This is a genomic window from Streptomyces cadmiisoli, assembly GCF_003261055.1.
Taxonomy (GTDB): Bacteria; Actinomycetota; Actinomycetes; order Streptomycetales; family Streptomycetaceae; genus Streptomyces; species Streptomyces cadmiisoli.
Genome location: NZ_CP030073.1, coordinates 5,861,376 through 5,882,480, shown reverse-complemented (window position 1 = coordinate 5,882,480; position 21,105 = coordinate 5,861,376). Strand labels below are relative to the sequence as shown.

The following is a 21,105-nucleotide window of genomic DNA, read 5'->3' as shown; positions in this document are numbered from 1 at the left end:
ATCAGTCTCGCGCCACCCACAGCTCCGCGCCCGCACCGACGACCGCCATTGCCCCGTCCAGATCCGTCCGCAGCACTCCGGCGCCACCTGCCCGCAGCGCCGCGACGGTGCCGGGAGCGGGGTGCCCGTACGGGTTGTCCGCGCCGCACGAGATCAGCGCGAGGCGCGGGGCGGCCCGGCGTATCAGCTCCGGGTCCTGGTAGGCGGAGCCGTGATGGGCCACCTTGAGCACGTCCACACCGCCGAGCGACGCCGCCTCCGGTCCGCGCAACAACGCCTGCTGGGCGGGCGGTTCGAGGTCCCCGAGGAGCAGCATCCGCAGCCCCGCCGACCGGACCAGCAGGGTGACGCTGGCGTCGTTCGCCGCGTCCGCGACCGCGCCCTGAGGGGACTGCCCCGGAGGCGGCCACAGCACCTGCCAGGACAGGTCCCCGGTGCGCCGCCGCTCACCGGCGCGGGCACCGCGGACCGCGATCCCCCGGGCGGCCGCATGCCTTCTGACGAACCGCGCCTGGTCCGCGGGTTCTTCCAGCCCCGTCGTCTCGATCGCCCCCACCGAGCGACCGCGCAGCACTCCGGGCAGACCGGCCACATGGTCGGCGTGGAAGTGGGTGAGGACCACCAGGGGGATCCTGGTGATGCCGAGGTCGCGCAGACAGCGGTCGACCAGCCCGGGGTCCGGCCCGGCGTCGACGACGACACCGGTGCCCTCACCCGCCGCGAGCACCGTCGCGTCGCCCTGCCCCACGTCGCACATCGCCAGTCGCCAGCCCGGCGGCGGCCAGCCCGTGACCACTCGGGTCAGCGGCGGCGGCTGCACCACTGCCAGCACCAGCAGCACCCCGCAGGCCGCGCACAGCCACGGGTGCCGCAGCAGTCTCCGGCCGACCGCCACGACGACGGGCGTGACCAGCGCGAGCGTGGCGGCCCCGGCCCAGCCGCCCGGCCAGTCCACTCCGGCGCCGGGCAGCGCGGCCCCGGTCCGGGCGACGTCCGCGAGCCATCCGGCGGGCCAACTCGCACCCCGGGCCAGCGCCTCGGCCACCGGCATCGCCACCGGCGCCGTCGCCAGGGCGGCGAAGCCCAGCACCGTGGCCGGCGCGATGGCGAACTCCGCGAGCAGATTGCACGGCACCGCCACCAGGCTGACCCGTGCCGACAGCACCACGACGACCGGTGCGCACACGGCCTGCGCCGCTGCCGCCGCGGCCAGGGCCTCGGCGAGCCGGGGCGGCACCCGGCGCCTGCGCAGCGCGGCACTCCAGCGCGGCGCCAGGGTGAGCAGGGCGCCGGTGGCCAGCACCGAGAGCAGGAAGCCGTAACTGCGGGCCAGCCACGGGTCGTACAGCACCAGCAGCAGTACCGCCGTGGCCAGTGCCGGGATCAGTGACCTGCGGCGCCCGGTCGCGAGGGCGAGCAGCACGACGGCCCCGCAGGCCGCGGCCCGCAGCACGCTCGGGTCGGGTCTGCACACCACCACGAACCCCAGCGTGAGCACACCGCCGAGCACCGCGGTGGCCCGCAGGGGGATCCCGAGGCGGGGTGCGAGGCCACGGCGTTCACTGCGCTGCGCCAGGCCGGGCGGGCCCAGGAGCAGGGCGAGGATGATCGTGAGGTTGCTGCCCGACACGGCGAGCGTGTGCGCGAGGTCGGTCTCCTTGAAGGCCTCGTCCAACTCCGGCGTGATCCGCGAGGTGTCCCCCACGACCAACCCCGGCAGCAGCGCCCGCGGGTCCGCCGGAAGCCCGTCGGTGGCCTGCCGCAGCCCCGCGCGCAGCCGGCCCGCGAACCGTTGCGCCTCCGACGGCTCCGCCACCACCTCCGGCACCGCCCGGTCCCGGACCCGCAGCACGGCCGCGATCCGGTCGCCGCTGACCGCGGGGGGCGCCAGCCGCCCGGTGATCCTGAGCCGCGTCGAGGGCAGCAGCTTCAGCCACTCCCGCCCGCCGTGCCGGCCCGTGTCGACGATCACCAGCACCGGCGTCCGTGTCGCCGTCACGGACCCGTTCGCCGTCTGCACGCCTCGCACCCGCGCGTTCAGCACCACCGAGGGCGGGGCGAGGCGAGTGCCGGTGACGCGGGGCCGGGTGAGGCGGGGATCGGAGGTGACCTCGACCTCTGCGGTCACACCGGCGAACTGCCGCGCCAGCCCCGGTACCGGTCCGCTGCGCAGATCCGCGCCGTGCAGTCCGGCCGAGGTGGCGGCCGCGGCGGCACAGAGCAGGGCGAGGGCGACGGCCGCACGCACCGCCGGGGGCTTCAGGAGCGCGACGACCGGGCCCCGGCCCGCGGTGGGCGGCGGTTCGGCGTCCGGCTCGGTCACCGGCGGCTCGCCCGGCTCGCCCCGCGCGGGCGCACGCGAAGCGGCCGAACGTCCGTCCCTCGCATCCACATCCCCGGCGCCCGGACCCCGCCCGGCCGTGCCCGGCGGCCTGGACGTCAGTGGCCTCTCCACCGTGACCGACGGCCCGGCCGTCGGACGCCCCACCGTCCCGAACGGCCTACGCCGTCGCCGTCGCCACCTCTGTCGCCACCTCAGCGGCAGCAACAACCCGCCCGCCGCGACCAGGCACACCACCACGACCCCGGTGAGCACGCCCGGCGCGGTGTCCAGGGCGTACGCCGCCGTCGCCCAGGCCGCCAAGGCGGGCGGTACGAGGCGCAGGTCCGCGGGGCCTTCCTGCCTCGGGTGAGCGGAGCCCAGCCGGTTGCCGGAGACGGTGTGTACGGCTCGGCGGGCGGTCGAGGCGTGGTCGAGTCGCCGGCTCACGGTCGCACCAGGTCGCGCAGGTCGGCGAACCGGCGCTCGCCGATGCCGTTGACCTCGCGCAACTCGTCCACGGAGCGAAAGCCGCCGTGCTCCGCGCGGTAGTCGATGATGTGCCCCGCCAGCACGGGACCGACGCCGGGCAGGGTGTCCAACTGCTCCACCGTGGCGGTGTTGAGCGAGACCGGTGCCGCGGGCGGCGCCGCCCCGGCCGACGTGCCGGTCGAGGTCCCTGCGCCGGGTCCCGCGACCGGGGCGGGAACACCGACGACCACCTGCTCGCCGTCCACCAGGAAGCGCGCGCGGTTCAGGCCGTCGACGGTGGTGCCGGGGCGTACGCCACCGGCCGCGTGCAGAGCGTCGGCGACGCGCGATCCGGCCGGGAGGCGGTGAATGCCGGGCTTCCTGACCTTTCCGGTCACGTCCACCACGATCTCCGCGCCGGGTGTCGCGGTGCCGTCGGCCGGGCGGAGCGGCGATCCGGACACCGGTCCCGGCTCGTCCTCCTGGCCTCCGTACGGAGCCGCCGCCTCGACCACCTCGGGCGCCCGCACGGGCTCGGGCCGCCCGGTCCAGAAGTGCTGCACGGCGAAGCCCGCGACGACGACGAGGAGCCCGGTGAGCGCGAAGACGCTCCGCCGTTCCAGACCGCAGCGGGCCTGCAACCACATCGGCATCCGCTCGCGCAGGGCGAGCCCGGCCCTCTCCCGCAGGGTGCCCGCACCGGCGGACGCCGTCACCACCCCCGCCGCACCGGACTCCGAGGACCGACCACCCCGCTCCCCCGGCTCCCCACCCGAACCCCGAACCTCACCTCTCCGCTCACACGGCTCCGTACACGAGTCCCGAGCCTTCCGACTCTGCTCACCCGGCGCCGTACGCGAATCCTGAGCCTTCCCACTCTGCTCACCCGGCGCCGTACGTGAATCCCGAGCCTCACCACCCCGCCCACAAGGCCCCGTACACGAACCCTCTGCCTCACCACCCCGCCCACAAGGCTCCGTACGGGACTCCGGAAACCCAGCACCCCGCTCACCGAAACGCCCCCGCTCCTCCCCCGGCGGCCCCGCGCCCGACTCCCGCCAGGCCCCGGCGCGTTCGGCGAACAGCACCTCCGCGCGGCGGCGTAGTTCCTCCGCCGATGTCTGACGGTGCCGGAGTCGGAGTCGGCCACGGGCCGGTGAGCTACGACGGCGGGGAGCACGGCCGTCGGAGGCCGGCCCACGGCCCGGCCCACTCGTGACAAGAGCTGCGCGTGTACGTGATCGAAGTGCCATGCGACGAGGATCCGGTACTCCGCACCCTCGCGATGATCTTGCTCAATTCCCGGGGAACGCTACCCAGTTGTGGAAAACCCCGCCACTCATACGGGTGAAGCCGCACCCTCGGCCGCGCACAGCACCCGACTCACACCCCGCAGGCACCTGTGCCCCCGACCCGACCGCACAGCGCCGCACCCCTCACCGCAACGACACAACCACACCCAGCAGCCCCGGCCCCGTGTGCGCCCCGATCACCGCGCCCACCTCGCTCACATGCAGGTCGACCAGGCCTGGTACCCGCGCCCGCAGCCGGTCCGCCAGTGCTGTCGCGCGGTCCGTCGCGGCGAGATGGTGGACGGCGATGTCGACCTGCGCTCCGCCCGCCCGGTCGGCCGCGATCTCCTCCAGCCGGGCGATGGCCTTCGACGCCGTCCGCACCTTCTCCAGGGGTTCGATCCGGCCGTCGTTCAACTGGAGCAGCGGCTTCACGGAGAGCGCGGAGCCGAGGAGCGCCTGCGCGGTGCCGATCCGGCCGCCGCGGCGCAGATAGTCGAGCGTGTCGACGTAGAAGTAGGCGGACATCGCCGAGGCCCGCTTCTCCGCCGCCGCGACCGCCTCGTCCACCGTGCCGCCCGTCTCCGCGGCCTCGGCCGCGGCCAGCGCGCAGAAGCCGAGCGCCATCGCGATCATCCCGGTGTCCACCACCCGCACCGGCACCGGAGCCTCGCGCGCCGCAAGCACCGCCGCGTCGTAGGTGCCCGAGAGTTCGGCGGACAGGTGCAGGGAGACGATGCCTTCCGCGCCGGACTCGGCGACCTTGCGGTAGGTCTCGGCGAAGACTTCGGGGCTCGGGCGCGATGTGGTGACGGGGCGTCGTTTCTGGAGCGCCTGGGCGAGGGAGCGGGTCGAGATCTCCGTGCCCTCTTCGAGGGCACGGTCACCGAGGACCACGGTCAGGGGCACGGCGGTGATGCCGTGCCGCTCCATCGTCCGTGACGGCAGGTAGGCCGTTGAATCGGTGACGATCGCGACATGCCGGGACATGAGCTGGAGGTTACCTGCCGTAGCGGGCGGGCGGCAGCCCGGCCCTGTCAGTGGGACTCAGGTCGTGCTCTCCGGGCGGGGCTTCTTCTGCCACGGGTAGGCGGGGCGCGGGCCGGGCGGGGTGATGGCGGGGCGGGCCGGCTCCTCGGCGGTGCGCGACTGCGAGCCGTCCGGCCAGGTCTGGCGGGCCGCCGCGGCGTCGGACTCCGGCGCCTGCGGCCACGGGGGCGGCGGCGCGGTGTCGGAGGTGTCCGTGGTGGTCCAGTGCCGCAGGGCGCCGGCCTCCAGGTCGATCTGTGTGCTCAGCGAGTCCAGGTCGTCGTCGGCGAAGCGCCGGGCCCGGTCGCGGGCGGCCCACCGCAGCGAGTCGGCCGAGGCCGTGATGCGCTCGGTGCGCTCCCGCAGCTCGGGCAGCCGCCCGGTGAGCGCCGAACGGTCCGGTTCCGACTCCAGGCGCCGGAGCTCGGCGTCGAGTTCGTGCCCGTGCGCGCTGAGGCGCTGGAAGAGGCCGTGGGCCTCCTTCAGGGACTCGTCCTCGGCCATGCCCGCCTGGAGTGCGTCCTGGGTGGCCCGCATCGACGTGCGCAGCGACAGCCGCAGCTGGGCCATCTCGCCCGCCGGACCGGGCTGGGCGAAGGACTTGGCGCGCAGCGTGTGGTCCTCGACCGTGCGGCGGGCCTGGGTGATGGTGCGGTCCACGCCGCGCTTGGCGGCGCCGACGACTTTGACCGTGGCGTACGCCCCGACCACCACGAAGAGGACGAAAAGCAGGGCGAACACTGCGAACACTGCTTCCACGACGCTCCTCCTCCAGCCGGCCGCGGCACGCACCGCGTCGCTCTCAACGGTAAACGCAACGGGCAGGCCCGAAGTTCCAGATGAACCCCGAACCTGCCCGCACACGACCCCGAGACGACCCCTTAGGGGCACCCCGGCCCACGCCCGGGCGGGCGGGGCCGGAGCCGCGCCCCTCCGAGGGACGCAGCGCCTACTCCGGAACGATGTTCACCAGCTTCGGCGCCCGGACGATCACCTTGCGGATCCCGGCCCCGGCCAGCGCCGCGACGACCTTCTCGTCGGCCAGTGCCACCTTCTCCAGCTCCTCCTCGGAGACGGCCGGCGACACCTCCAGCCGCGCCTTGACCTTGCCCTTGATCTGCACGACGCAGGTCACGGTCTCGTCCACGACGTACGCCGGATCGGCGACCGGGAAGTCCGCGTGGACCACCGAGTCGGTGCGGCCCAGCCTGCGCCACAGCTCCTCGGCGATGTGCGGGGCCAGCGGCGCGATCAGCAGCACCAGCGACTCCGCGACCGGGCGCGGCACCGCGCCGCCCGCCTTGGTCAGGTGGTTGTTCAGCTCGGTGACCTTGGCGATGGCGGTGTTGAACCGCAGCCCCTCCAGGTCCTGGCGCACCCCGTCGATCGCCTTGTGCAGGGCACGCAGCGTCTCCTCGTCGGGCTCCGCGTCGACGACGGTGGCCTCGCCGGTCGCCTCGTCGACGATGTTGCGCCACATCCGCTGCAGCAGCCGGAACTGGCCCACCACCGCGCGCGTGTCCCAGGGCCGCGAGACGTCCAGCGGGCCCATCGCCATCTCGTACAGGCGCAGCGTGTCCGCTCCGTACTCGGCGCAGATCTCGTCCGGAGTGACCGCGTTCTTCAGGGACTTGCCCATCTTGCCCAGCAGACGGCTGACCTGCTCGCCCTGGTAGTGGTAGGTGCCGTCGCGCTCCTCCACCTCGGCGGCGGGCACCGCGATACCGCGGCTGTCGCGGTACACGTAGGCCTGGATCATGCCCTGGTTGAACAGCCGGTGGAACGGCTCCGCGGAGGCGGTGTGCCCCAGGTCGTGCAGGACCTTGGACCAGAAGCGCGCGTACAGCAGGTGCAGCACGGCGTGTTCGGCGCCGCCGACGTACAGGTCGACGCCGCCGTGCGGGCGGCCCTCCTCCGGGCCCATCCAGTACTGCTCGATCTCCGGGTCGACCAGCTGCTCGGAGTTGTGCGGGTCCAGGTACCGCAGCTCGTACCAGCAGGAGCCGGCCCAGTTGGGCATGGTGTTGGTCTCGCGGCGGTACTTCTTCGGCCCGTCGCCCAGGTCCAGGGTGACGTGGACCCATTCCTCGTTGCGCGACAGCGGCGTCTCGGGCCGGGTGTCGGCGTCGTCGGGATCGAAGGTGCGCGGCGAGTAGTCCTCGACCTCGGGCAGCTCCAGCGGCAGCATCGACTCGGGCAGCGCGTGGGCGACGCCGTCCTCGTCGTAGACGATCGGGAAGGGCTCGCCCCAGTAGCGCTGGCGGCTGAACAGCCAGTCGCGCAGGCGGAAGTTGACGGTGCCCCGGCCGATGCCCTTGCGCTCCAGCCACTCGGTGATGCGGGCCTTGGCCTCGGTGACGACCAGGCCGTCCAGGGAGACGTCCGCACCGGCCGAGTTCACGATCTTCGCGTCGTAGGAGGAGAAGGCGTCGTCCCACGTGGAAGCGTCGGTGCCGCGGTCGTCGCTCGGCTCCACGACGCACCGCACCGGCAGCTCGAAGGCGCGCGCGAAGGCGAAGTCGCGGCTGTCGTGCGCCGGGACGGCCATGATCGCGCCGGTGCCGTAGCCCATCAGGACGTAGTCGGCGATGAAGACCGGGATCCGCTCGCCGTTGACGGGGTTCGTCGCGAACGCGCCGGTGAAGACGCCGGTCTTGTCCTTGGCCTCGGCCTGCCGCTCCACGTCGGACTTGGCGGCGGCCTGCGCGCGGTAGGCGGCGACGGCCTCGGCCGGGGTGGCGTGGCCGCCGGTCCACACCTCGTGGGTGCCCTCCGGCCAGGCGGCCGGGGTGAACTTCTCGACCAGCGGGTGCTCGGGCGCCAGCACCATGTAGGTCGCGCCGAACAGGGTGTCCTGGCGTGTGGTGAAGACCGTGATGGCCTCGCCGTCGATCGGGAAGTCGACGCGGGCGCCCTCGGAGCGGCCGATCCAGTTGCGCTGCTGCAGCTTGATGGCCTCGGGCCAGTCCAGCGCGTCCAGGTCGTCCAGCAGCCGGTCGGCGTAGGCCGTGATGCGCATGTTCCACTGGCGCAGCTTGGACTTGAAGACGGGGAAGTTGCCGCGCTCGGAGCGGCCGTCGGCGGTGACCTCCTCGTTGGCCAGCACGGTGCCCAGACCGGGGCACCAGTTGACCGGCGACTCGGAGGCGTAGGCCAGGCGGTACTCGCTCAGGACGTCGGCGCGCTCGGCGGCGGTCAGCTGGTTCCAGGTGCGTCCGTGGTCACCGGGTACGGCGCGCTCGCCGCTCTCGAACTGGGCGATCAGCTCGGAGACGGGGCGGGCCTTCTTCGCCTCGTCGTCGTACCAGGAATTGAAGATCTGCAGGAAGATCCACTGGGTCCACTTGTAGTAGTCCGGGTCGATCGTGGCGAACGACCGGCGCTTGTCGTGGCCCAGGCCCAGCCGGCGCAGCTGGACCTTCATGTTCTCGATGTTGGCCTCGGTGGACACGCGCGGGTGCGTGCCGGTCTGCACGGCGTACTGCTCGGCGGGCAGGCCGAAGGCGTCGAAGCCCAGGGTGTGCAGCACGTTGTGGCCGGTCATGCGGTGGAACCGGGCGTACACGTCGGTGGCGATGTAGCCCAGCGGGTGGCCGACGTGCAGGCCCGCGCCGGAGGGGTACGGGAACATGTCCATGAAGAACTTGCGGGGCCTGGCGACCGTCTCGGGGTCGCCCTCCAGGTCACCCTTGGGGTTGGCCGCCGCGTAGGTGCCGTCCGCGTCCCAGAAGTCCTGCCAGCGTGCCTCGATGTCGGCTGCCATCGCGGCCGTGTAGCGGTGCGGCGCTGCCTCCGCCGGCGCGGCGGCGGCAGCGGGGTTCGTCTCGCTCATGATCCTCAAAGCTCCATCGATCGTCTCTGCCGGCGGAAATGAAAAATCCCCTCGCACAGGAGGGGACGCCGCGCCGATTCCGGCCCACTCGGTCGAATCCGGTGGCCGGGACTGATCAGCGCGGCCCGCTAAGCAGAAGGCGTACGGCACGCATGGCGTCAGGGTACCGCAGCCGTCGACCGCGCCGCGACGACGTTCCGGGCGCGTCCGGCACGGCGTGCCACCACCAGGAACCTGAACGACGTTCAAAGGTTACTTCGCGTAACAGCCGCTAAGGGGCATCACAACAAGCTCATTGTCCTTTGATAACAGCGCAATAACTCAAACCTCGTACTCCTCGGTATGGCGACGCCTAGAGTGCGGCAACGGGACCGCATCCCATACCGCTCGGAGTCACCCCCATGGACCCTTGTCCTCGTAGCAGCTCGCTTCCCCGACCGGGCCGACCGGCCCCGGTCGCGGCGACGGCTGCCCTTTCGCTGTACCCGCCCTTCGTCGTGATGTCGGGAGGCATGCCGTGACCACGGACAGCACGGCGGACGACTCGTTCGCGTATTTCCTCGACTTCGGCGCGGGCGTCCTGGCACTCGTGTGCCTCAGCTGCTCGGTGATCTGGGGGCTCGTCGCCCAGGACCGGATCCTCCTGGACGCCCGCCGCCGGATCCTGGCGCAGGCCGTGCACCGGACCACCGCCGTCGCCGCTCTCGTCTTCCTGCTGATCCACGTGGTGGTCAAGCTGGCGCTGGACCACACCTCGTGGATCGCCGCGGTGATCCCCTTCGGGCTCCTGCTGTCGGGGGACGGGGATGTCATGGACAGGGGCTTCCTGATCGGCCTGGGCACCCTGGCCGGCCTCATGATGATCTTCGTGGCCATCACCGGCATCCTGCGCAACCGCTTCGCGTCGCCGGCCCTCGTCGCCGCGCGCTGGCGGGCGGTGCACATGCTGGCCTACCCGGCGTGGTGCGCGGCGCTGGTCCACGGCCTCTACGCGGGTCGCACGGCGGCGCCGCTGTTCGTCTTCCTGTACGCGCTGTCGCTGCTCGGCGTGGCGGCGGCGCTCGCGCTGCGCGCGGCTCCCCGGCCGGTCAAGCGGCGTGTCGCCGACCGGATCACCGCGCTGATGTCGGGCGACCGGGCGGCGGGCCGCGAGGAACTGGATGCCAGCCGCGCCCGGATGGCGGAGGAGTCCGCGTCGGCGGGCCAGGACCAGCAGTGGGGCTCCCGCGCGCCCGCGGCCTCGCCCAGAGGTCCGCTCTACGAGAGCGCCGAGCGGGCAGCCGCGCAGGAGCCCGCCACCGGCTTCGCGGCCGCCTACCGCGCGGTCTCGTCGCCCCCGCGCCCCCAGGAGACCTACGCCACCGGCCAGATGCCCCGTGTGGAGCTGCCCTTCGAGGCGCAGCCGACGGAGGCCTTCCACCGGATCGAGGGAAGCGGCAGCACGTCCGGCTCGTGGCCCATACCGTCCCCGCCCCCGGTCGGCGAGGCGCCGCCCTCGGCCTACGACCCCCTCCAGGACACCGGTTACAACATCCCGGCCTATGGCAATCCGGGCACCGGCGGGTACGGCGGAAGTGATGTGTACGACACCGGTGAGTCGAACACGGTCCACGGCACGTACAACCCGGGTGACACGTACAACAGCGGTCCCGCCACTGAAACACTGCCCGGTGCGTCCTACGACTTCGACGCACCGGGTTCGGGCGAACCTTGGAACACGCCCTCCGGAGGCTACAAGTGAACGAGGCCCTGCCCGACGTCCCAGAAGTCCGCGTGGTCGGACTTCCCCAGCTCACGTCGGGCTTCGACCTTGTCGAAAGACTCGATCTGCCCATGCACCTCAAGGTGCACGGGCCGCTCGACCCCCTGGGCGGCGAACAGCTCGCCCAGCTCGCCGAACGCATCAACCTCAGGGGCCGCGGAGGCGCGGGCTTCCCCTTCCACAAGAAGCTGCGCTCGGTCGCCGAATCGGCGATCAAGCGGGGCGTCCGGCCGGTCGTCGTCGTCAACGGCAGTGAGGACGAACCGGCCTGCCGCAAGGACACGGTGCTGATCAACCGTGCCCCGCATCTCATCCTCGACGGTGCCCTGCTGTGCGCGGAGGCACTGGGTGCCCGCACGCTCGTGGTGGGGGTCACCCGCGAGTCCACCCAGCGCTCCATGGAGGCCGCCCTCGCCGAGCGCGGCCTGAGCAACGGGCGCCGGTCGGCACTGCGCGCACGCGTGCAGCGCAATCCGGTCCGGATGGTCACCGGGGCCGCCGCCTCGCTGGTCCGCTCCATCGACGGCGGCCCGGCGATCCCGTCCGGCCGCAAGGTCAGCGCCTCGCAGAGCGGCGTCGGCGGCGCTCCCACCCTGCTGTCCAACGCCGAGACGTTCGCGCAACTGGCGATCGCCGCCCGCATCGGCCCGGAGCGCTACGGCAACACCGGTCTGTACGACGAACCGGGCACCGTGATGCTGACGGTGTCGGGTGCGGTCGCCCGCCCCATGGTGATCGAGGTCCCGACCGGCGTGCCGCTGCGCTACGTCCTCCAGCTGGCCGGCGCCCCGCCGGTCCCGCAGGGCGTGCTGACCGGCGGCTACCACGGCAAGTGGATCGACGCGGCCACGGTCAACGAGGCGATCGTCTCCCGCAACTCCCTGGACGCGGTGGGCGGTTCGCTGGGCGCCGGCGCCATCCTGCCGCTCAGCCAGGACACCTGTCCGCTGGGCGAGTCGCTGCGCGTGGCGCAGTGGCTGGCGGAGGAGAGCGCGGGCCAGTGCGGCCCCTGCTACCTCGGCCTGCCGGCCGCCGCACGCGGTCTGGAGGACATCCTCAACGGCGGCGGCCCCGCCGCCCTGGAGGCGCTCAAGCAGGTCGCCAAGAACGTGAAGCGGCGCGGCGCGTGCTCGCACCCGGACGGTTCGGCGATGTTCCTGGAGTCGACCGTCAAGGCGTTCACCGACGACCTGGCGGCCCATGTCCTCGGAAACGGCTGCGGACGGCCCGTGACGGGCGTCCTGCCGCTCTTCGAGGGCGGCAGGGCCCCGACCGGCATCCCCGGCGGCGGCGATCCCGAGCAGAACGGCCCCAGCCGCCAGAAGATCTACGTCGACTGGACGCTGTGCCGGGGGCACGGACTGTGCGCCGACATCCTCCCGGAGGTCTTCGAACTCGGCGCCGACGGCTTCCCGACGGTCGCCCAGGCGCAGGTGCCGCGCTACGCCGAGGCCAAGGCGCTCCGAGCGGTCCGCCGCTGCCCGGCCCTGGCCCTGCGCGTCGAGGAGCAGGCGGAGCGGCCCGCGTCCCGCAGCAACCTCCCGGTCCTCTCGCAGGGCCGCGGCCGCCGCGCCCTGGGCCGCTGAGCCCGGTCCTGAGCCAGGAAGAGGGGGGCCACCCGATCCGGGTGGCCCCCCTCTCTCAACCCTTTCAACTCCGGCTCGCCGTGCGGCGGTCGAGTCGCATGCACAAAGACGAGAGCGGCCCGGGTCCACGTTTCCGTGGACCCGGGCCGCTCTTCGATCTGTGGAGCTAAGGAGAATTGAACTCCTGACCTCCTGCATGCCATGCAGGCGCTCTACCAACTGAGCTATAGCCCCTTGCGGTGTTCCGCCGGTTTCCCTGGCGGCGACGCCAACATTACACGGTCGACCCGCTGGACCACCAAATCGTTTCCGTTCTGCACCGGTAAGGGCACTAATGTCGGTCCCTGTGACCGTGATCGCGCCCTCCGCCGTCTCCCGCCGCCTGCCGGTCGCCCTGACCGTGTGTCTGGTCTCCTTCACGGCGTTCTGGATCGCTCAGCGGGTCGCGCACGTGACGATGCTCGACCTGATGGTGTACCGGGCCGAGGGCGCGACGGTACGGGCGGGCGGCGACCTCTACGCCCTGCGCGCGACATCGGCACAACTGCCCGCCACCTACCCGCCGTTCGCGGCCCTGCTGTTCACCCCGCTGACCCTCCTCGACACCGGAGCCCTGCGCGCGCTCGCGACGGCCGGGAACCTCGCCCTCCTGGTCGCGCTGGTGCGGCTGTCGCTGCGGCTCATGGGGCACACGCGCGTGGAGACGGTCTGGTGGGTGTCGGCGGCGGCCGTGTGGTGCGAACCGGTGTGGACGACGCTGCGGTACGGACAGATCAACCTGCTGCTCGCGGTGCTGGTGCTGTGGGATCTGTCACGGCGTCCGGGCGACCGCCTGGCGGGGCTGGGCATCGGGCTGGCGGCGGCCGTGAAGCTGACGCCGGCGCTGTTCGCCGTCCTCCTGTTCGTCACCGGCCTCGTGGCCCGCGCCCGGCGCCGCGACGGCCCCTGGCTGCGGCACGCGCTCGGGGCGGCCGGCGCGTTCGCCGGCGCGACCCTGCTCGGGGCGGCCGTCCTGCCGTACGACTCCTGGCGGTTCTGGACCGACGCGGTGTTCCGGGCGAGCCGGGTCGGCAAGGCCGAGGAGACCGCGAACCAGGCGCTGCGCGGCGTGGTGGCGCGACTGCTGCACACACCGGAGCCGGGAGCCCTCTGGGCGGCCGTCGCGCTGGTCGTGGCCGCGGGCGGGCTGGCGGTGGCGGTACGGGCCGAGTTGCGCGGCGAACGGGCGTGGGCGGCGGCCTGCTGCGCCGTGACGGCACTGCTCGTCAGTCCGGTGTCCTGGTCGCACCACTGGGTGTGGTGCGTCCCGGTGGTGCTCCTGCTGGCGGCGCACGGGCACCGGGTGGCCGCGGGCGCGACGCTGCTGGTGTTCTGCTCGTACGCCCTGTGGTGGGTGCCGCACGGCCCCGGCAGGCCCGAACTGCACCAGGGTGCGGCGGAGTTGACGCTGTCGGCGCTCTACGCGGCCGCCGGCTGTCTCTTCCTCGGCCTCGCCGGGGCGGCGGTGAGCGCGGGACCGGCGGTCGGGAAGGAGGTCAGGCGGTCACGAACGAGTAGAACCGCTTGAGGGTGCAGTGCTCCTCCAGGAGCCGGCCGTAGATCGGCTCACCCTCCAGTTCGCGGTACGTCTCGATCGGGTCGCCCTTTATGATCAGCGCCCGTGCGCATTCCTCGCACCAGTACTGGTAGTCGGGGTTGACCGGTTCCATGTCGCGGACGATCGGTGTGCCGCTGCCACACCAGTCGCACTTTCGCCTGTGTGCACCCATCGATCAGCTCCAGCTGTGGCCGCAGGCCGTGCACACGTACGAGACGCCGCCGTTGTCGCCGAGCACCTGGGCGACATGCGCGGAACCGCAGGAAGGGCAGCTGAGGCGGGTGATCGTGTCCCGTATCAACGCCGCTTCGCCGAGGAGGTGGCCGACCTCCTCGAGGATGCTCGCAGGCATCGCTACTCCCTCCCGTCGGGTCGCGGCCCCTTCCGGCCGTTTGATTCTGCCACGGCCGGACCAATACGGTCAGCGACGCCTTGGTACCAGTCCGGACACGGCAGCCCTGGTGCGCCTCCCGAAGAGGTATACGCCTTCCGGGCCCCGGCTGCTCAAGTGGGAAGAACGAAAAATCCCGCCCCCCGAAGGGGACGGGATTCGTCCGTGGAGCTAAGGAGAATTGAACTCCTGACCTCCTGCATGCCATGCAGGCGCTCTACCAACTGAGCTATAGCCCCAGGTCCCACGTGGCTGGGCCACATGGTGTTTCGCCCCGCTCGGCGGGGCGAACAAGAAGAACTTTAGCCTGCGACCTGCCGGAAAGTGAAATCCGGGGAGGTGGCCCGCGGGTGCGGGTCAGTCGTCGTCGCCGAGCACCGGCTCCGGCAGCGTGCCGGCGTTGTGCTCGAGCAGCCGCCAGCCGCGGGCGCCCTCGCCGAGGACGGACCAGCAGCAGTTGGACAGGCCGCCGAGGCTCTCCCAGTGGTGGGGATCCAGACCGAGGAGGCGCCCGATGGTGGTACGGATCGTGCCCCCGTGGCTGACCACGACGAGCGTGCCGTCCTCGGGGAGCTTGTCGGCGTGCCGCAGCACGACCGGGGCGGCGCGGTCGGCGACCTCGGTCTCCAGTTCACCGCCGCCGCGGCGCACCGGCTCACCGCGTTTCCAGGCGGCGTACTGGTCGCCGTACCGGTCGATGATCTCCTCGTGGGTCAGCCCCTGCCACACGCCCGCGTAGGTCTCGCGCAGGGCTTCGTCGCGGTTGACCTCCAGGCCGGTGAGCGCGGCCAGCTCGGCGGCGGTGTCCGCGGCCCGCTGGAGGTCCGAGGCGATGATCGCGTCGGGCCTGAGCGAGGCGAGCAGCCGGGCGGCCCGGCGGGCCTGGGCCACGCCGGTCGACGTCAGTTCGACGTCGGTGCTGCCCTGGAAGCGGCGCTCCACGTTCCACGCGGTCTGGCCGTGCCGCCACAGGATGAGGCGGCGGCCGCCCCCCGGCTTGCCACCGGTCACCTCACCGGTGGCGCTCACCGCCACTCACCGCCCGTCTCGGCCGCCTCCTCGGCTGCCTGGAGCTTGGCGTGCTCCTCGGCCTTGCCGCGGGTGGCGCGGGCGTCGTCGGGCAGCTGGATCTCCGGGCAGTCCTTCCACAGCCGCTCCAGGGCGTAGAAGACCCGCTCCTCGCTGTGCTGGACGTGCACGACGATGTCGACGTAGTCGAGAAGCACCCAGCGGGCCTCACGGTCGCCCTCGCGGCGCACCGGCTTGGCGCCGAGCTCCTTCTGGAGCCGCTCCTCGATCTCGTCGACGATCGACTTGACCTGGCGGTCGTTGGGTGCGGAGGCCAGCAGGAATGCGTCCGTGATCGACAGGACGTCGCTGACGTCGTAGGCGATGACGTCGTGTGCGAGTTTGTCGGCTGCGGCCTGGGCAGCGGTGTTGATGAGCTGGAGCGAGCGGTCGGTTGCGGTCACTGCGAGGCTTTCCGTCGGCGGTCACTTGCCATCAAGGGTCTCACGGACCGCCGACGCCACCCCACGTGATTGTTCGATCCCCGGGGGCCCGGGTCACCCCGCGCCCCCCGGGGACGGGCGTCAGCCCGCCGAGGGCTCGTAGTCCTGGCCGAGCACGACCGACACTCCGGCGTTGGAGGTCGTCTCGCCCTTGGCCACCGCCTCCTCGGCGAGCCCCAGGGTCTTGGCGACCTCGACGGCGTTCTCCTTGTCGGCGGCCTCGGCGTACAGGACCTGGGAGGTGGCCGCGGCGCTGCTCGCCGTGCCGCCGTCCAGGAAGGTGAAGCCGCCGTTGAGGAGCACCACACGGGCCTTTTCCGTGTTGTCCTTCACACCGGTGGCGTTCCGCACCGAGACCCTGAGGGCCGCGTCCTGGTCGGGGCTCTTGGCGGTGCCGCCGAGGACGTCCTTGACCACGCTGTCGCCGGCCTGCTCGCTCAGCGTGCCGTCCTCCTGGACGGGCAGTGCGGCCGTCTTGTAGTCGCCGCTCTTGGCGAGGTCGGAGAGCCCGGCGAGGAAGGTGCCGAGGTCCTTGTCGGTGAGCGACGGGTCGAGGATCTGCGCCAGGGTCTGCACGGTGGTCGTGGCGGCCTGCGCATCGGACGACATCTTGCGCAGGACGCCCTGCATGACCTGCCCGAACCGTTCCAGCTGGGCGCTCTGGGCCTCGCCGGGGGCACGGTAGGTGGCGTAGGCGACGGCCGTCTTGCCGCTGAGGGTCTGGCCCTCGCCCTTGTTGACCAGGGGTGCCTCGCCCTTCTTCTCGGCCTTCGGGTCGGGCACGTCGGTGTTGGTGTCGACCTCGATGTTGCCGACCAGGTCGACGAGGTTCTGCAGGTAGGGGGTGTCCAGGCGCCAGGTGCCCTGGATCGAGGTGCCCAGCACGGTGTCGAGCGCTTCGCGGGTGCCGGAGGAGCCGTCGTCGTCGACGGACTTGGCCAGGGTCGTCGTCCCGTCGTCCCCGGTCAGGGCGAGGGCGTTGGGCAGCAGGACGGTGGTGCCCTGCTTGGTGGTGGCGTTGTCGACGAGCAGCGCCGTGGAGGTGCCGCCCTTCTTGGTGTCGTGCAGGTGGACGACGACGACATCGCGTTTCTGGGCGGCCGCGGTGGTCGCGCCGCCGGTCCCCTGGTCGGCCGAGGACAGACCGGGGAGCTTTCCGGCGTACCACAGGTAGCCGACCCCGCCGGCCGCGACCAGGGCCAGTACGACGACCAGTCCGATCAGGCGGGTGCGGGCGCGGCGGCGGGCCTCCTCGCGGCGCTCGGTGCGGTTCTCGGTGAACTTCAGCCAGTCGATGACGTCCTCGGACTCGACGTCGGGTTCCTCGACGAAGGCGAACTGCTCGGTGCGGTAGTCCCGGTCGTCGCCGTGCTCCCGGCCGTCCCGGTCCTGCCGGCCCTCCCGCGGGGGTTCCTCGACCGGTCCCGCCTGCTGCGGGATGTACGCGGTCTGCTCGGCCACCCGGGGCTGCTGGCCGCTGGTGGCGGTCCGGCCGTAGGGGTCGTAGCCCTCGTAGGACTCGTGGGCGGGTACGGAGGGCTGCTGGCCCGTGCCGTACGGGTCGTACGGCTGCTGGACGGGCTGCGTGCCCGTGGCGTACGGGTCGTAGCCGTATCCCTGCTGTCCGTAAGGGTCGTACGGCTGCTGGGCCGGCTGCTGCGGCGGGACCTGCCGGTACACAGGTTGGCCGTACTCGTCGTACCCGACGAGTTCGTACGCGTCGCCGCCGTACCCCGCGTCGTATCGGTCGTTCACCGGTGCCCCTCTCGGCTCACTCGCCGCGGTACAGCTCTCGTTTCGCGATGTAGCGCACGACTCCGTCCGGCACCAGATACCAGACGGGGTCTCCCTTGGCGACTCTCGCACGGCAGTCCGTCGACGAGATGGCCAGGGCGGGAACCTCCACGAGCGAGACGCCGCCCTTGGGGAGTCCGGCGTCCGTCAGGTGGTGGCCGGGCCGGGTCACCCCGACGAAGTGCGCGAGGGAGAAGAGTTCTTCGCTGTTGCGCCAGGTCAGGATCTGGGCCAGGGCGTCGGCGCCGGTGATGAAGAACAGGTCCGCGGCGGGATTGATCGCGCGCAGGTCGCGCAGGGTGTCCGCGGTGTACGTGGGGCCGCCCCGGTCGATGTCGATGCGGCTGACCGAGAACTGGGGGTTCTCGGCGGTCGCGATCACCGTCATCAGGTAGCGGTCCTCGGCCGGGGCGACCTTGCGGTGACTCTTCTGCCACGGCTGACCGGTGGGCACGAACACCACCTCGTCGAGGTGGAACCGCGCGGCGACCTCACTGGCCGCGACCAGGTGGCCGTGGTGGATCGGGTCGAACGTCCCGCCCATGACGCCGAGGCGGCGCTTGCCGCCGGCGCCGTGTGCCGGACCGGTAGGCATGTCCTGCTCTCCCATGCGTGCAGACCCTACCGGCCCGGCCTGTGTGGTCAGCGGTCGCGGTTGAAGCGCGTGGTGATCCACAGCAGGAGCATCAGGGCGAGGAACGCGCCACCACCGGTGACCCAGGGGCTGAGGCTCGCGTGGCTGCCGCCGTGCTCCCCGCCCTCGGCGGCGAGGGTGACCAACTGGGCTGCTGTGCTGTGGAAGCTCATCTTCGACAGGACCAATCGCGTGTGGGCGGGATAAAGACGTGTGCCCATCGTAATCGGGCACCCCGGCCGCGATCACCCCGACTCCGCCGTCGGGCAACCTCGCGGGCGCTTCAGTCGTCCTTCTGCCTGTAACCCCGGAGCAGGAGCCAGGCGGCGAGCACACAGCCCACCACCATCACGATCAGCACGACCCGCAGAAGGTTCCCCGCCCCCTGCTGCTGGGCGACGTTCGCGGCCTCGGTGAGCCAGTGGGTTTCCGGACGGTGCTCCATGGTGCGGGACTCCTTCGCTTCACTGCCCGTCCACGGTATCTCCGCCTAGGCTGGGGCTTGCTTCGGGGGCGTACGAGGCAGCGCGGGAACGGCCGCGCACCGACCACAGGACACATCGACGCACCTAGGGGAAGAGATGTCCGACGACGGCCACCAGAAGGACGGGCACGAGCACGTGCCGAGCAGGCAGCGCAGGCGCTTCCCGGGGATCTCCTCGCGTGCGTACGAACACCCGGCCGACCGCTCCGCCCTGGTCGCGCTGCGCAAGCTGAGCGGCTTCGACACGGTCTTCAAGGCGCTCAGCGGTCTGCTGCCCGAGCGGAGCCTGAGGCTGCTGTTCCTGTCCGACTCGGTGCGGGTCTCGGACCGGCAGTTCTCCCATCTCAACGACATGCTCAGGGACGCCTGTTACATCCTGGACCTGGAGAAGGTCCCTCCGATGTACGTGAACCAGGACCCGCAGCCGAACGCGATGTGCATCGGCCTGGACGAGCCGATCATCGTGGTCACGACCGGGCTGGTCGAACTGCTCGACGAGGAGGAGATGCGGGCGGTCGTCGGCCACGAGGTGGGTCACGCCCTGTCCGGGCACGCCGTCTACCGCACGATCCTGCTGTTCCTGACGAACCTCGCGCTGAGGGTGGCGTGGATCCCGCTGGGCGGCGTCGCGGTCATGGCGATCGTGACCGCGCTGCGCGAGTGGTTCCGCAAGTCGGAGCTGTCCGCCGACCGTGCGGGCCTGCTGGTCGGCCAGGACCTCCAGGCCTCGATGCGCGGCCTGATGAAGCTGGCGGGCGGCAACCACCTGCACGAGATGAACGTGGACGCGTTCCTGGAGCAGGCCGAGGAGTACGAGGCGGGCGGTGACCTGCGCGACTCCGTGCTGAAGATCCTCAACACGCTGCCCCGCACCCACCCCTTCACGACCGTGCGCGCCGCCGAGCTGAAGAAGTGGGCGGCCTCCCGCGACCACCAGCGGATCATGGACGGTCACTACCCCCGGCGCGACGAGGACACGGACACCTCCGTCACCGACTCCTTCCGCGAGTCGGCGGCACACTACGCAGGTCATGTGCGCAGTTCGAAGGACCCGCTGATGAAGCTGGTCACCGACATCGCGGGCGGCGCCGGCGACCTGGGGAGCCGGGTGCGGCGCGGCTTCGGCGGCTTCACGGGCGGCGCCGGCGGCTCTTCCGACGGCCCGAAGCCCGGACCGGCGAACGGGTCCGGCGACGAGCCGGGGGACGCGCCTTCGCGCGACCGGGACTGACCCCTCGGGGGGACCGACCCCTCCGGGCCCGGAGACGTGCCTCCGGGCCCGGCTTCATGCCTCCGGGGCCCGGCGGCCCTCACATCTTGGGCTGGGCGCTGTCCGCGAGCGTCCCGCACAGGGCTGTCGCGCCGTACGACGCATAGGGATCCGTGCCGGCCGGGCCGCCCGCCTTGGGGGTCTGGCCGGCCAGCAGAGGGCGCAGCCGGTCGGCGTGGTCCTCGGCGCACGACAGCGGTCCGGCCTGGACCTGCGAGCTGACCAGCTGGGCCTGGTGCAGCCGCAGGTCGTCTCGGTCGAACCGGAAGAGCAGCTCGCGCCGGACGGTGAACAGCGACGCCTCTGCCCGCGCCCCGGCGCCGGCCGGTCGCAGCGCGTACACGAAGGTGTGGTCGGCCGTGACCTCCAGGGTGGCCGAGTCGGCCTCGATCACGCTCATGGTGCCCTGCACACGGATCTCGCGGTCGGCGAGCACCGCGTGGCCGGGGTCGAAGCGGACCAGCCAGCCGGTGGGGGCGTGCCGGCCGTCGCCGGTGGGCATCCGGAAGCTGCGGTCGAACTGGTCGAGTTGATCGGGATCGAGCAGCACCCGCACGGCCCGGATCTCCCCGCCGGTGAGCACCTCGGGGTAGAGCGAGGAGCGGACGATGTAGTCCTTCGCTGTGGTCAGGGCGGTGATGACCTGGCCGTCGGAGAAGTTCGCGGTGCGCCGGGCGGCGGGCAGCGGTATGCCCTCGGCGCCGGTGCGGAACTGCGCGGCGGGACTGTTCGCGTACAACTGTTCGGGATCGGTGGCGCCGGGGACCCTGCCCTGCGGGGCGAGCGGGATCACGGTCATCCGCAGGGGCGCGACCGGCGGGCGGGCCTGCGAGCTCTGGTACGGATGCCGTACGCCCATGTAGATCGCGGTGCCGAAGGCGACGGCGATCAGCACGACCAGGATCAGCGCCTGCCGGGACAGGCCCCGGCGCAGGGGCGGAAGGCGGCGCACGGCGGGCGCGTGGTCGCCTATGCGCTCCTGGGCGGAGGATTCCTGGAGGCGGGCAGCGCGGACGAACGACTCGTCGAAGACGACGGATCGGTATTCGTCGTCCGCACCGTTGGGGGCGCCGTCGGGTGTCCCCTCAGGTGGGTCTCCAGGCCCGCCCATATCTTCAGAGTAGGTCTCCTG

General features: G+C 72.2%; 18 protein-coding genes and 2 tRNA genes. 4 read left to right on the top strand and 16 right to left on the bottom strand.

Annotated features, from left to right (window positions below):
- Position 1 precedes the first annotated feature (1 nt).
- The 5 genes from DN051_RS25670 to leuS all read right to left on the bottom strand — a co-directional run bounded on the left by DN051_RS25670 (position 2) and on the right by leuS (position 8,944).
- A complete protein-coding gene (locus tag DN051_RS25670; RefSeq protein WP_425471789.1) occupies positions 2-2,704 on the bottom strand; it encodes a ComEC/Rec2 family competence protein in 2,703 nt (900 codons plus the stop codon).
- A gap of 62 nt (positions 2,705-2,766) precedes the next feature.
- Entirely contained in the window at positions 2,767-3,879 is a 1,113-nt protein-coding gene (locus DN051_RS46610) for a ComEA family DNA-binding protein (RefSeq protein WP_425471676.1), read from the bottom strand.
- Positions 3,880-4,227: 348 nt separating this feature from the next.
- The gene (locus tag DN051_RS25660; protein WP_053761050.1) at positions 4,228-5,073 is read right to left on the bottom strand and encodes a DegV family protein; all 846 of its coding nucleotides are present in this window, start codon (positions 5,071-5,073) and stop codon (positions 4,228-4,230) included.
- A gap of 57 nt (positions 5,074-5,130) precedes the next feature.
- Entirely contained in the window at positions 5,131-5,871 is a 741-nt protein-coding gene (locus DN051_RS25655) for a hypothetical protein (protein ID WP_079001348.1), read from the bottom strand.
- Between the two features lie 190 nt (positions 5,872-6,061).
- Positions 6,062-8,944 (bottom strand): leucine--tRNA ligase, encoded by a 2,883-nt coding sequence (leuS, locus tag DN051_RS25650; protein WP_112439583.1) that lies wholly within the window; start codon positions 8,942-8,944, stop codon positions 6,062-6,064.
- Positions 8,945-9,461: 517 nt separating this feature from the next.
- On the opposite strand from leuS, the gene DN051_RS25640 reads away from it, so the two are divergent.
- Both DN051_RS25640 and DN051_RS25635 read left to right on the top strand, forming a co-directional pair.
- Positions 9,462-10,685 (top strand): ferric reductase-like transmembrane domain-containing protein, encoded by a 1,224-nt coding sequence (locus tag DN051_RS25640; RefSeq protein ID WP_053761053.1) that lies wholly within the window; start codon positions 9,462-9,464, stop codon positions 10,683-10,685.
- A complete protein-coding gene (locus tag DN051_RS25635) occupies positions 10,682-12,292 on the top strand; it encodes an NADH-quinone oxidoreductase subunit NuoF family protein (RefSeq protein ID WP_162624983.1) in 1,611 nt (536 codons plus the stop codon). Before DN051_RS25640 ends, DN051_RS25635 begins: the two co-directional genes overlap by 4 nt.
- A 161-nt stretch (positions 12,293-12,453) precedes the next feature.
- Here the strand turns inward: DN051_RS25635 and DN051_RS25630 are convergent.
- A tRNA-Ala gene (locus DN051_RS25630) sits at positions 12,454-12,526 on the bottom strand.
- Positions 12,527-12,638: 112 nt separating this feature from the next.
- Between DN051_RS25630 and DN051_RS25625 the strand changes: the two genes are divergently transcribed.
- Positions 12,639-13,859, top strand: a complete 1,221-nt coding sequence (locus DN051_RS25625; RefSeq protein ID WP_420709200.1) for a glycosyltransferase 87 family protein — start codon at positions 12,639-12,641, stop codon at positions 13,857-13,859.
- On the opposite strand, the gene DN051_RS25620 is transcribed toward DN051_RS25625, so the two are convergent.
- The 9 genes from DN051_RS25620 to DN051_RS45875 all read right to left on the bottom strand — a co-directional run bounded on the left by DN051_RS25620 (position 13,828) and on the right by DN051_RS45875 (position 18,664).
- Positions 13,828-14,061 carry a hypothetical protein gene (locus DN051_RS25620; protein ID WP_003976229.1) on the bottom strand — a complete coding sequence of 78 codons (234 nt, stop codon included), beginning with the start codon at positions 14,059-14,061 and terminating at the stop codon, positions 13,828-13,830. The two genes, DN051_RS25625 and DN051_RS25620, sit on opposite strands and share 32 nt — an antisense overlap.
- Before the next feature lie 3 nt (positions 14,062-14,064).
- Positions 14,065-14,241 carry a hypothetical protein gene (locus DN051_RS25615; RefSeq protein ID WP_107094021.1) on the bottom strand — a complete coding sequence of 59 codons (177 nt, stop codon included), beginning with the start codon at positions 14,239-14,241 and terminating at the stop codon, positions 14,065-14,067.
- Positions 14,242-14,446: 205 nt separating this feature from the next.
- A tRNA-Ala gene (locus DN051_RS25610) sits at positions 14,447-14,519 on the bottom strand.
- A gap of 118 nt (positions 14,520-14,637) precedes the next feature.
- Complete coding sequence (locus DN051_RS25605; RefSeq protein ID WP_053761122.1) at positions 14,638-15,309, bottom strand: histidine phosphatase family protein; 672 nt, start codon at positions 15,307-15,309, stop codon at positions 14,638-14,640.
- Positions 15,306-15,752 carry a ribosome silencing factor gene (rsfS, locus tag DN051_RS25600; protein WP_053761056.1) on the bottom strand — a complete coding sequence of 149 codons (447 nt, stop codon included), beginning with the start codon at positions 15,750-15,752 and terminating at the stop codon, positions 15,306-15,308. The genes DN051_RS25605 and rsfS overlap by 4 nt, the downstream gene beginning before the upstream one ends.
- Before the next feature lie 120 nt (positions 15,753-15,872).
- Positions 15,873-17,546 (bottom strand): LCP family protein, encoded by a 1,674-nt coding sequence (locus DN051_RS25595; RefSeq protein WP_112439582.1) that lies wholly within the window; start codon positions 17,544-17,546, stop codon positions 15,873-15,875.
- A 16-nt stretch (positions 17,547-17,562) separates the two neighbouring features.
- The gene (nadD, locus tag DN051_RS25590) at positions 17,563-18,195 is read right to left on the bottom strand and encodes a nicotinate-nucleotide adenylyltransferase (RefSeq protein ID WP_053761058.1); all 633 of its coding nucleotides are present in this window, start codon (positions 18,193-18,195) and stop codon (positions 17,563-17,565) included.
- A gap of 32 nt (positions 18,196-18,227) precedes the next feature.
- A complete protein-coding gene (locus DN051_RS45880) occupies positions 18,228-18,392 on the bottom strand; it encodes a hypothetical protein (RefSeq protein ID WP_199314673.1) in 165 nt (54 codons plus the stop codon).
- Positions 18,393-18,502: 110 nt separating this feature from the next.
- The gene (locus DN051_RS45875) at positions 18,503-18,664 is read right to left on the bottom strand and encodes a hypothetical protein (protein ID WP_199314672.1); all 162 of its coding nucleotides are present in this window, start codon (positions 18,662-18,664) and stop codon (positions 18,503-18,505) included.
- 136 nt (positions 18,665-18,800) lie between these two features.
- Between DN051_RS45875 and DN051_RS25580 the strand changes: the two genes are divergently transcribed.
- Positions 18,801-19,934, top strand: a complete 1,134-nt coding sequence (locus DN051_RS25580; RefSeq protein WP_112439580.1) for a M48 family metallopeptidase — start codon at positions 18,801-18,803, stop codon at positions 19,932-19,934.
- Between the two features lie 79 nt (positions 19,935-20,013).
- Here DN051_RS25580 and DN051_RS25575 read toward each other — a convergent pair whose 3' ends face one another.
- Positions 20,014-21,084 carry an SCO2583 family membrane protein gene (locus DN051_RS25575; protein WP_053761061.1) on the bottom strand — a complete coding sequence of 357 codons (1,071 nt, stop codon included), beginning with the start codon at positions 21,082-21,084 and terminating at the stop codon, positions 20,014-20,016.
- Positions 21,085-21,105 lie beyond the last annotated feature (21 nt).

Excerpts from the sequence above, each read along its gene's own strand:
- DN051_RS25660 (WP_053761050.1), bottom strand. The coding sequence starts at position 5,073 with ATGTCCCGGCATGTCGCGATCGTCACCGATTCAACGGCCTACCTGCCG.
- leuS (WP_112439583.1), bottom strand. The coding sequence starts at position 8,944 with ATGAGCGAGACGAACCCCGCTGCCGCCGCCGCGCCGGCGGAGGCAGCG.
- DN051_RS25620 (WP_003976229.1), bottom strand. The coding sequence starts at position 14,061 with ATGGGTGCACACAGGCGAAAGTGCGACTGGTGTGGCAGCGGCACACCG.
- DN051_RS25615 (WP_107094021.1), bottom strand. The coding sequence starts at position 14,241 with ATGCCTGCGAGCATCCTCGAGGAGGTCGGCCACCTCCTCGGCGAAGCG.
- nadD (WP_053761058.1), bottom strand. The coding sequence starts at position 18,195 with ATGGGAGAGCAGGACATGCCTACCGGTCCGGCACACGGCGCCGGCGGC.
- DN051_RS45880 (WP_199314673.1), bottom strand. The coding sequence starts at position 18,392 with ATGAGCTTCCACAGCACAGCAGCCCAGTTGGTCACCCTCGCCGCCGAG.
- DN051_RS45875 (WP_199314672.1), bottom strand. The coding sequence starts at position 18,664 with ATGGAGCACCGTCCGGAAACCCACTGGCTCACCGAGGCCGCGAACGTC.
- DN051_RS25580 (WP_112439580.1), top strand. The coding sequence starts at position 18,801 with ATGTCCGACGACGGCCACCAGAAGGACGGGCACGAGCACGTGCCGAGC.
- DN051_RS25575 (WP_053761061.1), bottom strand. The coding sequence starts at position 21,084 with ATGGGCGGGCCTGGAGACCCACCTGAGGGGACACCCGACGGCGCCCCC.